This is a genomic window from Pseudoclavibacter sp. JSM 162008 (assembly GCF_041366455.1).
Lineage (GTDB): Bacteria > Actinomycetota > Actinomycetes > Actinomycetales > Microbacteriaceae > Pseudoclavibacter.
In genome coordinates, this window is record NZ_JBEWYX010000007.1 from 43,194 (window position 1) to 57,222 (window position 14,029).

General features: G+C 69.3%; 12 protein-coding genes. 5 read left to right on the forward strand and 7 right to left on the reverse strand.

The features are described 5' to 3' along the window. Window positions 1-157: 157 nt before the first annotated feature. The gene (locus ABVF28_RS07620; RefSeq protein WP_371030059.1) at window positions 158-1,486 is read right to left on the reverse strand and encodes an NAD(P)/FAD-dependent oxidoreductase; all 1,329 of its coding nucleotides are present in this window, start codon (window positions 1,484-1,486) and stop codon (window positions 158-160) included. Between the two features lie 223 nt (window positions 1,487-1,709). On the opposite strand from ABVF28_RS07620, the gene ABVF28_RS07625 reads away from it, so the two are divergent. From ABVF28_RS07625 to ABVF28_RS07635, 3 genes are all read left to right on the forward strand, one after another. Further along, complete coding sequence (locus ABVF28_RS07625; protein ID WP_371030060.1) at window positions 1,710-2,561, forward strand: ABC transporter permease; 852 nt, start codon at window positions 1,710-1,712, stop codon at window positions 2,559-2,561. Between the two features lie 64 nt (window positions 2,562-2,625). Continuing rightward, window positions 2,626-3,681: an ABC transporter substrate-binding protein gene (locus ABVF28_RS07630; RefSeq protein ID WP_371030061.1), complete on the forward strand. Its 1,056-nt coding sequence runs from the start codon at window positions 2,626-2,628 to the stop codon at window positions 3,679-3,681. Between the two features lie 2 nt (window positions 3,682-3,683). Next, window positions 3,684-4,502, forward strand: a complete 819-nt coding sequence (locus ABVF28_RS07635) for an ABC transporter ATP-binding protein (RefSeq protein WP_211891819.1) — start codon at window positions 3,684-3,686, stop codon at window positions 4,500-4,502. A 200-nt stretch (window positions 4,503-4,702) separates the two neighbouring features. Here ABVF28_RS07635 and ABVF28_RS07640 read toward each other — a convergent pair whose 3' ends face one another. The 4 genes from ABVF28_RS07640 to ABVF28_RS07655 form a co-directional block, all read right to left on the reverse strand. Further along, the gene (locus tag ABVF28_RS07640) at window positions 4,703-5,581 is read right to left on the reverse strand and encodes a sugar phosphate isomerase/epimerase family protein (RefSeq protein ID WP_371030062.1); all 879 of its coding nucleotides are present in this window, start codon (window positions 5,579-5,581) and stop codon (window positions 4,703-4,705) included. Then, window positions 5,578-6,756, reverse strand: a complete 1,179-nt coding sequence (locus ABVF28_RS07645; RefSeq protein ID WP_371030149.1) for a dihydrodipicolinate synthase family protein — start codon at window positions 6,754-6,756, stop codon at window positions 5,578-5,580. The genes ABVF28_RS07640 and ABVF28_RS07645 overlap by 4 nt, the downstream gene beginning before the upstream one ends. 23 nt (window positions 6,757-6,779) lie before the next feature. Next, entirely contained in the window at window positions 6,780-7,937 is a 1,158-nt protein-coding gene (locus ABVF28_RS07650) for a Gfo/Idh/MocA family protein (protein WP_371030063.1), read from the reverse strand. 108 nt (window positions 7,938-8,045) lie between these two features. Continuing rightward, window positions 8,046-9,083 carry a LacI family DNA-binding transcriptional regulator gene (locus tag ABVF28_RS07655; protein ID WP_371030064.1) on the reverse strand — a complete coding sequence of 346 codons (1,038 nt, stop codon included), beginning with the start codon at window positions 9,081-9,083 and terminating at the stop codon, window positions 8,046-8,048. A 100-nt stretch (window positions 9,084-9,183) separates the two neighbouring features. Between ABVF28_RS07655 and ABVF28_RS07660 the strand changes: the two genes are divergently transcribed. Further along, window positions 9,184-10,335 (forward strand): glycerate kinase, encoded by a 1,152-nt coding sequence (locus tag ABVF28_RS07660; protein WP_371030065.1) that lies wholly within the window; start codon window positions 9,184-9,186, stop codon window positions 10,333-10,335. A 19-nt stretch (window positions 10,336-10,354) separates the two neighbouring features. Here the strand turns inward: ABVF28_RS07660 and ABVF28_RS07665 are convergent, their stop codons facing one another. Then, window positions 10,355-10,870, reverse strand: a complete 516-nt coding sequence (locus ABVF28_RS07665; protein ID WP_371030066.1) for an O-acetyl-ADP-ribose deacetylase — start codon at window positions 10,868-10,870, stop codon at window positions 10,355-10,357. 53 nt (window positions 10,871-10,923) lie between these two features. Continuing rightward, window positions 10,924-12,075 carry a Fic family protein gene (locus ABVF28_RS07670; protein ID WP_371030067.1) on the reverse strand — a complete coding sequence of 384 codons (1,152 nt, stop codon included), beginning with the start codon at window positions 12,073-12,075 and terminating at the stop codon, window positions 10,924-10,926. A 262-nt stretch (window positions 12,076-12,337) separates the two neighbouring features. On the opposite strand from ABVF28_RS07670, the gene ABVF28_RS07675 reads away from it, so the two are divergent. Further along, a complete protein-coding gene (locus ABVF28_RS07675; RefSeq protein ID WP_371030150.1) occupies window positions 12,338-13,948 on the forward strand; it encodes an L-lactate permease in 1,611 nt (536 codons plus the stop codon). Window positions 13,949-14,029: the final 81 nt, after the last annotated feature.

The window sequence follows — 14,029 nt, forward strand, 5'->3', positions numbered from 1 at the left end:
CCGGGGAACCGTATGACTCGCGAGCAACCGGCCGGTGACACGAGGTCGATGGCAGGTGACGGGGAGGTTGCCGACCACGTTACCGACGTCTGCTACCGCGCGAGGCGGGGCGGGGTCGCCGACTGGTGACCTCGCCCCGCCTCCGTGCGTCAGGTGGTCAGCGGATGCGCGTGCGCAGTGCTTCCGTCGACGTCACGCCCTCGTCGATGACCGCGCGCGCGGCGTCGCGCAGTGCCTCATCCTCGCCGACGTCCCAGAGCAGCACGCCAAGCGGGGCACCCGAGTCGTCGCGGTAGTAGAAGACGCGGCTCGCGTCGGACTCGCCCGCTTCGGGCAGTTCCGCCTCGAGCACGTCGAGGTCGGGATCGAGCGTGCCGACCGCCTCCCACCGCGTGCCGAAGACCATCGAGTAGAAGTACGGGGTGTGCGAGTAGGGGTCAGTGGCGCCTGCCATCGAGCGGCCTACGGCGGTGCCCATCTCGGTGGCGTTGTCGACGTGCTCGACGCGCGTCTGCCCGAGCACAGGGTCGGGGTAGACGGCGATGTCGCCGGCCGCCCAGATGAATGGGTCGCTGGTGCGCAGCTGCTCGTCGACGACCACGCCGCCCTCGTCCACGACGAGGCCTGCCTCCTCCGCGAGGTCGACGACGGGGGTCACACCCAGCCCGAACACCACGAAGTCGGCCTCCGTCTCAGCGCCGTTGTCGAAGACGACCGTGACACCCGTGGTGGCGGTCGGCGATGCTCGCACCTCGGAGGCGGCGGCTTCCGCCGCGACCCCGTCCGCGGCCTGCGCGGAAGCATCCTCGAGCGTGTGCGCATCCGCGGCCACCTCGAAGTCGGCGCGCACCTCGTCGCGCACCGTCTCGACGCGGCGGCCCGGGATGAGGCCGACGCCGTGCTCGACGTAGAGCTCCTGGAATCGCGACGCGAGGGCGGGCGGGAAGGTCGACGCGCCGAGCACGTCGTCGGGGAACACCAGGTCGACCTCGACGTCGTTCTGGGCGAGGGCGGCGGCCATCTCGGTGCCGATGTAGCCCCCGCCGACGACGATGGCGTGCGAGCCATGGGCCGCCAGCGCGCGGAGGCGTCGGTAGTCGCTCGCCGAGCGGAAGAAGAAGATGCGGTCGCTCTCGGGTGCGGCCACCTCGACGGGCTTCGAACCGGTCGCGATCAGCAGCCTTCCGTAGGTGATGGTCTCACCGCCGCCCGTCGTCACCGTCTTCGCTGCACGATCGATGCCGGTCACGAGGGTCCCGAGCGTGATCTCCGCGCCTGTCGCCTCGCTCGTGCCGAGCGGCGTCTGGTCCCAGGTGAAGTCGGGGTCGACCCAGAGCTTCTTCGACAGCGCGGGCCGCGCGTAGGGTTCGTCGACGTCGGCGCTGAGGATGCCGATGGTCCCCGCCTCGTCTCGTTCCCGGATGCCGCGGGCCGCCGCATCCGCCACCATTCCGCCGCCGATGATCAGGTAGTCGTAAGCGCTCATGCCATCGAGGCTACGAACCGCGCTCGGGTGGTGGCTGGGAAGACCCGCGCCACGCGGATGCGTTCGGGAACCCCGGGGCCCACCGCCACGGAAAGCGCTCCCTGCATCACTGACGGTTGTCTCGCGGATCATTACGCGTTATGTTTGAGCCATCGGGAAAGCGGTTACCGCCAGTCGCTCCCTCACCCGAATCCAACTCTTACAACGCTGTAAGGAGCTCCGCATGACGAGCTCTACCACCAACACCCCGGTCATCGGCTCGCCGAGTGACGTGCAGACGCCCCCTCCCGTCAGACGACGCTCCATCGCCAAGGGGCTCTCCGGCTACACCTACCCGGCCATCTTCCTGATCGTCGCCTTCGCGGCCTGGTGGGCCGTGACCGAGACCGGAACCGTCGCCTCCTACATCCTGCCCTCGCCGGCCGACACGCTCGCGGCGTTCACCGACAACCCGCAGTACCTCTGGGACAACACGTGGGTGACCACGGTCGAGACCGTCATCGGCTTCGCACTCTCCGTGGTCCTCGGCATCGCCGTGGCCGTCATCATGGTCTACTCGCGCACCCTCGAGCGCACCTTCTACCCGCTCATCCTCTTCGCGCAGGTCATCCCCAAGATCGCCATCGCCCCGCTCTTCATCGTGTGGATGGGGTTCGGACCGGAGCCCAAGATCCTCGTCGCCGTGCTCATGGCGTTCTTCCCCATCGTGATCGCCGGCATCAGCGGGCTCCGTACGATCGACCCGGAGATCCTGGAACTCACGAGCACCATGGGCGCCTCGCGGTGGAAGACCTTCGTGAAGGTGCGCTTCCCGGCCGCCCTCCCGGAACTGCTCTCCGGGATGAAGGTCGCCGCGACCCTCGCCGTCACCGGTGCCGTGGTCGGCGAGTTCGTCGGCGCCAACGCGGGCCTCGGCTACGTCATCCTGCAGGCAAACGGCAACGTCGACACGGCCATGCTCTTCGCAGCCCTCATCATCATGTCGCTGCTCGGCATACTGCTCTTCGCCGTCATCCTCGTCGCCGAGCGCTTCCTGGTGCCCTGGCACGCCTCACGCCGCAACCTCGAGAGCTGACCCGCGCCCCGCGCTTCAGCGTCCACCCACCCAAGACCCCGTACCGAACTACGAAAGGCCCCTCATGTCAAAGAAGACAATCCGCACCGGGCTCGTCGCCGCCGTCGCCGCCAGCGCCTTGCTGCTGACCGCCTGCTCGGGCAACGCATCCACCGAGCCCGCGGCCGGAGGAGGTGACGCAGGAGGCGAAGGTGGCCTCACCGACGTGACCCTCATGCTCAACTGGTACCCGTACGGCGAGCACGCGCCGTTCTACTACGGGGTCGAGCAGGGCATCTTCGAAGAGCACGGCATCAACCTCACGATCCAGGCAGGTCAAGGGTCGACGAAGACGGCACAGGCCGTCGGCCAGGGGCAGGTCGACTTCGGCTGGGCCGACACACCCGCCGTGCTCGCGAACATCGACAAGGGCGTGAGCATCCGCAGCGTCGGCGTCTTCCTCCAGACCACCCCGTCCGCAGTGCAGGTGTTCACCGACTCCGGGATCACGACGCCGGCCGACCTCAAGGGGGAGACGATCGCGACCTCGGCCGGTGACGCGCCGACGACGACCTTCCCGCTCTTCCTCGAAGCCGCCGGCCTTGAAGAAGGCGACGTCACGCAGCAGAACCTCGACGCCGCCGGGAAGATGGCGGCCATGATCAACGAGCAGGTCGACGGCCTCATCGGCTTCGCGCACGACCAGGGCCCGACCATCGCGGCCCAGAGCGGCAAGGATGTCACCTACCTCAAGTACTCCGATGTCGGCCTGAACTTCTTCAGCAACGGCCTCATCGCCAACACCGACCTCATCGAGAGCGACCCCGATCTCGTCGAGAACATGGTCGCGGCCACGTCCGAGGCGTACGCGGCCGCCACTGAGGCCCCAGAAGACGCGGTCGCCGCGATGGATGGCAAGGACCCGCAGATGCCCGCCGCCGAGGTGCTCATCGAGCAGTGGAACAACACCATCCCGCTGCTCACCTCGCCAGAGAGCGACGGCAACGCCCCCGGCGTCAACACGACCGCCGACTGGGAGGCGACCATCGACGTCCTCTCCACCGCGGGGCTCATCGACGAGGCCAAGCCTGTCGAGGAGTACTTCGACGCCAGCTTCGAGCCAAGCGGAGCGGCAGAATGAGCATGACGATCAACGAGCGCACCGCCCCCGCCTCGACGGGCGGCAGCCAGGACTACCTCCTCGGCATCGACGACGTCGGCATCCGCTTCGAGACGAAGCGCCGCAGCGTGCAGGCGCTCCGCGACGTCGACCTGCACGTCCGCAAGGGCGAGTTCGTCTCCATCGTCGGGCCATCCGGATGCGGCAAGTCGACGCTCCTCCGAGCCGTCGCCGGGCTCACGATCCCGACCGAGGGCACCATCGAGCTTCGCGGCTCCCGCGTCACCTCGCCGAGACAGGACGTCGGATTCGTGTTCCAGCGCCCGGCGCTGCTGCCGTGGCGCGACGTGCGCGGCAACATCATGCTGCAGGCCGAGATGCGAAACCTCGACAAGGCCGCGGCGTCCAAGCGCTGCGACGAGCTCCTGGAGCTCACGAGCCTCTCCGACTTCGCCAAAGCGCTCCCGCACGAGCTATCCGGCGGCATGCAGCAGCGTGTCTCGCTCTGCCGCGCTCTGCTGCATGACCCCGATGTGCTCCTCATGGACGAGCCCTTCGGAGCGTTGGATGCGCTCACGAGGGAGCACCTCAACGTCGAGCTCCAGCGCCTCTGGGCGCAGACCGACCTGACCGTGCTCCTCGTCACGCACTCCGTGCCTGAGGCGGTCTACCTCGCGAGCAGGGTCGTCCTCATGGGGCCGCGTCCCGGCACGATCATCCAGGAGTTCGACGTCGATCTTCCTCGCGAGCGCGAGTACGAGCCGACCCTCGAGGACCCGCGGTTCCACAAGGTCGCCGGCCGCATCCGGGAGCTGCTCGGCAGCCCCATGGGTGGTGACTGACAGCCCCCGAACCGGCGGCAGCCACGCGCCAGGCCCGCTCACCCCACAGTGGGCGGGCCTCTTCGCGCGCGAGGAGTCTCTCGCCCGACTCGATTGCGGCGGCACGAGCGGTCAGGACGCAGAGAAGCAGATCGGAACGGACACAGCAGAGCGCCTGCCCCGGTTGGGGCAGGCGCTCTGCGGTCTCGCGGTGTGGCGGTTCAGCCGTGGACGGGCACAGCGAGGTGGGTGCCGACGTGCGCGTCGAACGCTGCCACCGTGTCTGAGACGGCCTCGTCGTAGCCCTTCGCCCACAGCTCGGCGTTGAAGACCTCGACCTCCACGTCGCCGCTGTAGCCGGCAGCGTTCACCCACGCCGTGAGCTGCGCGAAGTCGATCACGCCCGCACCCGGGAGGTGCCGGCTCAGCAGCACGTCAGCGGGCAGAGGCGTCGCCCAGTCGCACACCTGGTAGGACGCGATGCGCCCGGCGCGACCGGCGCGCGCGATCTGCTCCTCGGCCTCCGGATCCCACCAGACGTGGAAGGAATCGATGACCACGCCGACAGCGGGACTGCCGACGCGGTCGGCGAGGTCGAGCGCCTGCTTGAGCGTCGAGAGCACCGCGCGGTCGGACGTGTACATCGGGTGCAGCGGCTCGAGCACGAGCGTCACACCGGCGGCGTGCGCCTCGGGGGCCAGCTCGGCGATGGCTTCCTCGAGGCGGCCTCGGGCGCCGGCGAGGTCGCGGCTGCCCTCGGGGATGCCGCCCGCGACGATGATGAGCGACGCCGATGACCCTTCGGCGCCGGCGGCCGCGAGGGTCGCCGTCTCGTCGATGGCCCGGCGGTTGTCGTCGAGCGCTGCTCGTCGCTCGGGGCCCTCCGTCATCGTCGCGAACCCCCCGCGGCAGTGGCTCGAGAAGCGCAGCCCCGAGTCGGCGAGCATGCGCGCCGACTCGGCGAGGCCGGCCTCGGCGACCGGCTCACGCCAGAGCCCGATGCTCTGCACGCCCTGGCGGACGGTCGCATCGATGGCGTCGCGGAGCGAGGCGTGCTTGATGGTGGCCTGGTTGATCGACAGGCGTGGATGCGGGCTCACGCGTCGACTCCGTTGAGGCGCAGCATCGAGTGCCAGCGGTCGGCGGCGAGCTCGGGGCGTTCGAGAGCCCCGGACGCGTTCGCGAGTTCCACGATGCGGGAGAGGTGCGGGAGGCTGCGGGCCGCGTGCAGGCCGCCCACCATCTGGAACGCATCCTGATGCCCGTTGAGCCAGCTCAGGAACGCGACGCCCGTCTTGTAGTAGAACGTGGGTGCCGCGAACACCTGACGCGAGAGCTCCTGGGTGGGCTCGAGGATGCGCCGGAACTCCGCGGGGTCACCCGCGTCGAGCGCCTGCACGGCGGCGGAGGCGTTCGGCGCGAGCACGCTGAAGGCCCCGAGAAGGGCGTCCGAGTGGATGCCCCTGGCGTCGTCCTCGATGAGCTCGACGTAGTTGAAGTCGTCGCCGGTGAACATCGTGACGCCCTCAGGCAGCCGGGCGCGCACGGCCCGTTCGGCGTCAGCGTCCAGCAGGCTCATCTTGATGCCGCTGACCTTGTCGGCGTGCTCCTCGATGAGGGCGATGACAGTGTCGGACGCCTGCTGCCAGGCGTCGGCCCCGAAGTAGCCGCGCAGGGACGGGTCGAAGGCGGTGCCGAGCCAGTGCAGCACCGCCTTCGACGAGACTGCTCCGAGCACGCGGTTGTAGACGCGGAGGTAATCGGCGGGGGATTGCGCCGCGCGTGCGAGGTGCCGGCTCGCCATGATGACGGGAAGCGCGCCCTGTGCCTCCGCGAACTCCAGCTGCTCCAGGTACGCGCGCTCGATCTCGTCGAGCGTCAGCACCTCCTCGGTGCGGGAATCCGTGTTGACGCCGACGGCGACGCTGCCACCGGCCTCGTTCGCTGCCGCTGCGCTTCGGGCGATGAGCTCGCGCGTCGCGGCGGCGTCGAGACCCATGTTGCGCTGCGCCGTGTCCATGGCGTCCGCGACGCCGAGCCCCCACGACCACAGCTGCCTGCGGTAGCCGAGCGTCGCATCCCAGTCGATGTCGGCCGGCGCGCCCGGCACGTTGTCCGCCGTCACCCGCGGGATGACGTGTGCCGCCGCATAGAGCTCGCGCGAGCGGAGCGGACCCACAGGTCGCTGGAACTCCGGTGCCTCGAGCAACCCGACGCGTGACGCGGAGCCTTCGGGGGACAGCAGTGCGAGGCGGGTGCCGGTCGCTTGGCGCATCCCGTCGATCAGCTGCGTCGTGGTCACTTTGCGCCACCCTGATCAGCCAGCGACACCCGGCGGCCCGAGGCGTTCGACTCGAGAGTGGCCTCGGCGAGCAGCATGCCCTTGGCGCCTGAGCGGAAGTCGTAGTCGTGCGTGCCGTCGTCGAGCACGTAGCGGAGGAACTCGATCCACTGCAGCTTGAAGCCGTTGTCGACGGCATCGTTCTGCGGCACCTCGATCCAATCGGCTGAGTAGTCGTGCTCATCGCGCAGATCGGGGTTCCAGGTGGGCTTCGGCGTCACATTCCGCGGCTGCACCTTCGCGCCGAACAGGCCGACGACGGCGCTGCCGTGCGTGCCGTCGACGTGGATCTCGACGAGCTCGTCACGGTTGACGCGCACCGTCCAGCTCGAGTTGAACTGCACGATCGGGCCGTCGGCGAGGTCGAAGATCGCGTAGGCGGCGTCATCGGCGGTGGCCGTGTAGCGCTTTCCTGACTCGTCGACGCGCTCCGGGATGTGCGTGCGCGTCTCTGCGTAGACGGACGAGATCTCACCGAAGAGGTTCTCGATGACGTAGTTCCAATGCGGGAACATGTCGACGACGATCCCGCCGCCGTCTTCGGAGCGGTAGTTCCAGCTCGGGCGCTGCGACGGCTGCCAGTCGCCCTCGAAGACCCAGTAGCCGAATTCGCCGCGCACCGAGAGGATCTCGCCGAAGAAGCCGCTCTCGATGAGGCGGCGCAGCTTCAGGAGGCCCGGCAGGTAGAGCTTGTCGTGCACCACGCCGTTCTTGATGCCAGCGGCTTCGGCCTCCTCGGCGAGCGCCAGCGCATCCGCGTAGCTCTCGGCGGTCGGCTTCTCGGTGTAGATGGCCTTGCCGGCCGCGATGGCCTTGCGGATCGCGGGCACCCGCAGGCGGGTGATGAGGGCGTCGAAGTAGACGGGGAAGTCGTCGTCGGCGAGCGCCACGTCGAGGTCGGTCGTGTACTTCTCGATGCCGTGCTTCGCTGCCAGCTCGCGAAGTCGTTCCTCGTTGCGGGCAACCAGGTAGAGCTCGATCGGGCGGCGTGTCCCGTCCGAGAGCGGGATGCCGCCTTCGTCGCGAAGCGCCAGCAGCGAGCGGACGAGGTGCTGGCGGTAGCCCATGCGCCCCGTCGCGCCATTGACGATGATCCCGAGCTTGTCCGTGGTCATATTCATCCTCTCGTCTGAGCCTCGGCGTTGAGGCTCTGATCAGCGTATTGGAAAGCGCTTACCGAGACAAGCAGAACGAACAAGATCGAACGTCGGAGCATGCTGCCGTCAGCTGCGCCGCGGCGTGCTCTCCCGGATGACGACGCCCGTGTTGACGGGGAGCACGACCGGCCCGTCCTCACCGCGTTCGGCGAGAGCGAGCCGAACCGCGCGATAGCCCATGTCGCTCAACGGCGCGACGACGGTGGTCAGCGGGGGCGTGACGTCGCGGACGAGCGCGATGTCGTCGAAGCCCGCGACCGACACATCCCGACCCGGTTCCCGGCCGAGGTCCCGGAGCGCGGTGAGGACGCCGGTGGCCATGAGATCGCTGGTCGCGAAGATCGTGTCGGTGTCCGGAAACCGGGAGAGGAGCGTGCGAAGGGCCTCGTAGCCGCCATCGCGCGTGAAGGCCGCCGAGATGACGGCGTCGTCGTCGACGCTGAGGTCCGCCTCGTCGAGGCCCGCACGGAACCCATCCACGCGGTCGCGGTTCGTGAGCAGGTCGAGCGGGCCCGTGATGATCCCGAACTCGCGTCCGCCCTGCCCGACGAGCTGGCGGGCGAGTTCCTGCGCGCCTGCCCGGTTGCGAAGCTCGACGACGTCGAACGGCGACGGAGCCTGGGCGACCAGCACGACCCTCCCGCCGGAAGCCGCGTAGGCGAGCAGCTGCTCTTCGAGCGCCGACTGCTGGGGGTCGTCGATGCGACGCGAGCCGGTCAGGATGATGGCGCGGGGGCGCTGCCCGCGCAGAGTTCGCACGATCTCGAGTTCATTCGTGACGCTGCGCTCGGCCGCGGCGATCGTCACGATGAGGTTCGCTTCCTCAGCTCCGCGCATGACGCCTGCGGCGATGGCGCTGAAGTAGGGGTCGGCGATGTCGCTGACGACGACGGCGATGGTCGAGGAAGCACCGCGTGCGACGGCCTGCGCGCTGAGGTTCGGTGAGTAGCCGAGTCGATCCGCGGTCTCCTGGACGCGCTTGCGGATCTCCTCGTTCACGCGCCTGCCAGCGCTGCCGTTGATGGCGCGCGAGGCCGTGGCGATGGAGACGCCCGCAGCCTGCGCGACCTCCCCGAGCGTGACGTGATTTCCGTGCCGACTCACGGGTCTCCTCCCCGGCGTGCAGCGTTGCGCGCCACTCTGACGAGAAGGAGCCTAGTGGGAAACGCTTTCCTCGCGCTGGGCTCCTCGGTAGATTGGCGGCATGCAGCGTCGAATCGTCATCGCACCGGACTCGTTCAAGGGCACCGCTTCGGCGGCGGAGGTCGCCGCGGCGATCAGGCGTGGTTGGCAGCGCGCGAGGCCGGATGACGAGTGCGTCGAGGTGCCGATGGCTGACGGGGGTGAGGGCACGACGGCTGCGATCGCAGGTTCGGTGCCTGGGGCGCGAGTTGTCGTCGTGCCGGTCGAGGGGCCGCTCGGCGACCCGGTGGATGCTGCGCTCGTCGAGCTGCCCGACGGCACGTGGGTGGTCGAGCTCGCCGAGACGAGCGGGATCGCCCTCCTCGAGCGGGTCGACCGGGACTCCTGCTTCCGCGCGTCGACCGTCGGGCTCGGTCAGGCCATCCGGTACGCGACCGAGCACGGCGCGAGGCGCGTGCTGGTCGGGCTGGGCAGCAGCGCGTCGACGGACGGCGGGGCTGGCCTCCTCGCGGGGCTCGGCGTTCGACTGCTCGATGGTGCCGGGGCGGTCATCCCTCCGGGAAACGGCGGGCTGCACGCGCTCGAGACGCTGGACGTGTCCGGCCTCGCGCCGCTCCCCGTCGACGGCGTCGTCGCGCTGACGGACGTCGTGAATCCGCTGTTCGGCGAGCTGGGGGCAGCGTCCGTCTTCGGACCGCAGAAGGGCGCATCCGCCGATGACGTGCCGACGCTCGAGGCGGGGCTCGCTCGTCTTGCCGAGGTGCTCGGCGGGGCGCCGGAGACAAGCGGGGATGTGGCCGCGCTCACGGCTCGGCCGGGTGCTGGAGCGGCCGGCGGGACGGGGTTCGGGGTGCTCGCCATCGGCGGCGAGATCTCGGCGGGGGCCGTCGCCGTCGCTGACGCGATCGGTCTGCCTTCACTGGTGCGCGGCGCGGACCTCGTCATCACGGGGGAGGGCAGCTTCGACGCGCAGTCCGAGGCGGGCAAGGTGCCGTCGCTCGTCCGCGCGCTCGCGGAAGAGGAGGGCGCGCGCTTCGGAGTGATCGCAGGGCGGGTCGGGCTCGACGCGGAGCAGCGCGAGACCCTGGCGCTCGCCGGGGTCAGTATCCTGTCGCTGTCGGAGCTCGCCGGCTCGGGGCAACGCGCCATGGAGGAGACCCTGCACTGGGTCGAGGTCGCAGGGGAGCGGATGGCGCAGGCGGTCGAGTTCTAGGTCGGCGGGCTGGCGGGACTCAGGCGCCGAGGCCTCGAGCGCTGAGCGCGCGCTCGACATTCGCGAAGATCTGCGGGTCGCGTGCCACGAGGCGTACCTCATCGACGCGGGTTCCCGATTCGGCGATGGTGTCGACGGCCGCGGCGATCGCGTCGTCGAGCGGCCACGCGTAGATGCCAGCGCTGATGAGCGGGAACGCGAGCGTCGTCGCGCCCAACTCGTCGGCGACCTCGAGCGAGCGCCGGTAGCACGAGGTGAGCAGCGACCGGTCGCGCTGGCCCGAACCGTAGTCAGGCCCAACCGTGTGGATGACCCACCGGGCCGGCAGGTCGCCAGCCGTCGTGTATCCGGCGTCCCCCGTGGCGAGGCCGTCGGGGAAGCGGGCGATGCAGTCGCGCAGCACGGCGGGCCCGCCCGCGCGGTGGATGGCTCCGTCGACGCCGCCACCTCCGCGCATGCCGTTGTTGGCGGCGTTCACCACCGCGTCGACCTCCTGCAGAGTGATGTCGCCGAGAACCGGCACGATGCGCGTCATGCGAGCAGTCTCCCGCAGCCGCGTCAACAGAACCGGTGAATGCAGCGCGGAGATCACCGACGGGCGCGTCGGACGTCCGCCGTGAAGTCCTCCAGGGCTTCGAGGATCCCCGAGTGCTGCCACACCTTCCCTCGGCGCCTGCCGGTCTGCTCCGTGATGACGCCGCGTTCCGTCAGCAGAGACAGCGCGCGATTCGCGGTCACGACATCGACGGCGAGGGCACGCTGCACGAAGGCCGAATCGACGATGGGCTGACCGATGAGCAACGGCAGCAGCCGCAGCCCGGTCGCCTGGGGGCGCACGCCCGCGAGGAGCTCGCGTGATTCGTCGAGTGCCGACCGCAGCGCATCCACGAGGTCCCCACCTGCTGCTGCCGCGAACCTCGCGGCCCCCGCGAAGGTACGCACGATCGGCTCGGCGTCCCCGGCCCTGAATGCACCGAGGGCATCGAAGTAGCGATCGAGGTCGGTCAGCAGCCCTGCGGAAAGCGGCACGGTGGTGTGCGAGGCGATGCCGCTGGCGCGCAGCATGATCTGCACGAGGGCACGTCCCGTTCGTCCGTTCCCATCAATGAACGGATGGATCGTCTCGAACTGCGCGTGCGCGACAGCGATCTGCAGCATGGCCGGCAGGTCCACGCGATCCGCGAACGCTAGCAGATCGGCGAGCGCCGAGGTGATGATGTCGGGTTGGGGGGCGACGAAGTCGGCATCGCGTGGACCCGCATTCCCCTTCCCGATCCAGACGAGTTCCCCGCGGAGCTGACCGGCATGCTCTTCCATGCCTGGCTGGTGCGCGAGCAGCTCACGGTGCATGGACAGGATGGCCGAGACGGACAGACGCTCCGTCAGCGCGACTGCGGCTTCCATTGCACGAACGTTGCCGATGACCGTTCGCGAGTTCGAGGAGGAACCGGCCCCGATCTCAGCCAGCGCGAGCTGCTTGGCGCTCACGGTGAGGTTCTCGATCTGCGAGCTGGACGCGCTCTCCGTCCGAAGCAGGATGGCCGACATCGGCCCGAGTGCTGCGCTTCCCGTGCCCAGCACCAGCGCGGGGCGGCGGTCGAAGTCGCTGAGAGCTCTCGTCGCATCCTCGAGGTCGGCGCCGAGCTCGCCGGTGAGCGACGGTGACCAGTTCGAGAGCTGTGCAGGTACCGCCGACGAATACGTGCCGGTCTGGCGCTTCACCTCAGAGCGGGAGAACAATCGGGGATCAGCGGGTCGCCAACTGTGCAGCGATGAACTGGCCGCGGGGACGGCGAGCATCCGCTCAGATGGATTCCCTGCCGATGTCATCATCCTCCGAGCTTAGTAACACTTCTCGCGGGAAGTGTTACTAAGCGAGTGTTGGAGAGAAACGCTCGCATGCCGGCACCCGCGCCCGCTACTGTGACGAGCAGAGCTGAGCGCGCTCTCCCCGATGCGCTCCGCCCCGCAGCGAACGGAGCCTCCCGTGGTCACTAAAGAACTGTGGATGCAGGACATCGACCCGTTCGGGAACCCGTGGCTGTCGGCGCTGGTCGCCGTGATCCCCATCGCCATCTTCCTCATCTGCCTCACGGCGCTCAAAATGAAGGGCATCCTCGCGGCCAGCATCGCCGTCGTCGCCGAGATCATCGTCGCCCTGATCGCGTTCGGGATGCCGGGCACCGCCGTCGCAGGGTCCGGACTCCTCGGCATCCTCACCGCCATCTGGCCCATCGCCTACATCATCGTCATGGCCGTGTGGCTCTACCGCCTCGCCGTCGCCAGCGGACGCTTCGACGTGATCCGCGCATCCATCTCCGGCATCTCACCCGACCAGCGCATCCAGGTGCTGCTCATCAGCTTCGCCTTCGGCGCGTTCCTCGAAGGCGCGGCAGGCTTCGGCGTGCCCATCGCGATCTGTGCCGCCCTGCTCGTGCAGCTCGGCTTCAAGCCCGTGAAAGCCGCCATGCTGTCGCTCGTCGCGAACGTCGCCGCCGGCGCCTACGGGGCCATCGGCATCCCGGTCATCGTGGGCGCGCAGGTCGCTGGCGTCGAAGTGCTCGAGATGTCCCGCACCATGATGCTGCTCCTGCAGCCCCTCACGTTCCTCGTCCCGTTCCTGCTCGTCATCATCCTCGACGGATGGCGCGGACTCCGCGAGACCTGGCCGGCGACCCTCCTGGTCAGCGTCGTCTTCAGCGGGGTGCAGGCCAGCGTCCTCTGGTTCCTCGGCCCTGAGCTGGCCGACCTCGGCTCCGGCCTCGCCGCCATGCTCGCCCTCTTCGCCTTCGGCCGGGTGTGGCAGCCGAAGCGCATCTTCCGCGAGAGCGGGGAAGCGGCACCCGCCGTCGAGCGACACAGCGTCCGCGAGATCGCCGTCGCCTGGAGCCCCTTCTACATCCTCACCGCCCTCATCCTGGTGTGGAGCATCCCCGCCTTCAAGCAGCTCTTCGGCGCCGACGGTCCCCTCGCCGCCGCGGTCATCAAGTTCCCCATCCCGGGACTCACCGGCCACATCGCTCTCCCGAGCGGCGACCCCGTCGCCAGCACCTGGGACTTCGCGCCCATCAGCGCCACCGGCACCGCCATCCTGCTCGCCGTCATCGTGTCGTTCCTCACGACGCCGAGCCTCAGGGCAGCCGACCTCTGGCACGAGCTCGTCGCAACCTTCCGCGAGCTCTGGCAGGCGCTCGTCCTGATCGCGCTCATCCTCGTGCTCGCGAACATCGCCAACTACTCCGGCGGGTCGGCCAGCATCGGCAGCGCCCTCGCCGCCGTCGGCCCCGTCTTCCCGCTTCTCGCACCCATCATCGGGTGGCTCGGCGTGTTCCTCACGGGGTCCGTCGTCAACAACAACACCCTCTTCGGGCCCCTGCAGGTCGCGACGGCGGGACGCATCGGCGTCTCGCCCGAACTGCTTGTCGCCGCGAACACGGCGGGCGGCACGACCGCGAAGGTCATCTCACCGCAGTCCATCGCGATCGCGGCCGGTGCCGTCGGGCTCTCAGGGCGGGAGGGCGAGATACTGCGCACGTCCATCGGCTACAGCCTCGGGATGCTCGCCTTCATCTGCGTGTGGAGCTTCACGCTGTCGGTGCTGCTGCCGGTGTAGCCCGCGCAGCCGCTGGTCCCGGCTCGCTTCAGGGGCGCAGCGTTGTGGCGTGGTGCGGTTCCGAGCGCGGCGACCAGCGCT